The sequence below is a fragment of the uncultured Algibacter sp. genome (genome assembly GCF_947495925.1).
Classification (GTDB): Bacteria; Bacteroidota; Bacteroidia; order Flavobacteriales; family Flavobacteriaceae; genus Algibacter_E.
Map to the genome: position 1 here is coordinate 1 of NZ_CANMAU010000034.1, position 470 is coordinate 470.

General features: G+C 29.6%; 1 protein-coding gene. It reads left to right on the plus strand.

Translation table 11 applies throughout. The annotated features are described in order from the left end of the window. Window positions 1–98 precede the first annotated feature (98 nt). On the plus strand, window positions 99–470 hold a 372-nt coding region (locus Q0857_RS16900), incomplete at its 3' end, for a hypothetical protein (protein ID WP_298538084.1).

Genomic DNA, 470 nt, shown 5'->3' on the forward strand with positions numbered 1-470 from the left:
CGTTGGCAAACATTTAAGAAAAACCAAAATCCGAATTGAAAAAAAGATATTTAATAATAATTTCGATTTTACTAATTATACTTTCCTTTTGGTTCGGAATGAAAGTAGAACGTGAATTTGCAAGTTGGGACGAAATAGGAAAACCTGTATTTGAAAGAGAACAGATTTACTTTCCGAATAAAAAAAGTTCCCTGTATCTGAAAAGTAAAAATTGGGGATTAACGGCTGACCATAAAATATCTGTGATTTCTACGAATAGAGAAATGGAATTTCAACCTGACTCAATATCTGAATATATTTTTCACGGATTTGGCGGAATAATATACAAAACGGAAAATGATACTCTGAAAATTTACTCAACTCAAAAACCGAAAATCCCACCGAAATTTGAATCAGAAATTAAAGTGGAAATAATAGAAATTAAGAGTAATCCAGAATGGATTAAACTGAATAACAAAATAAAAAACGAA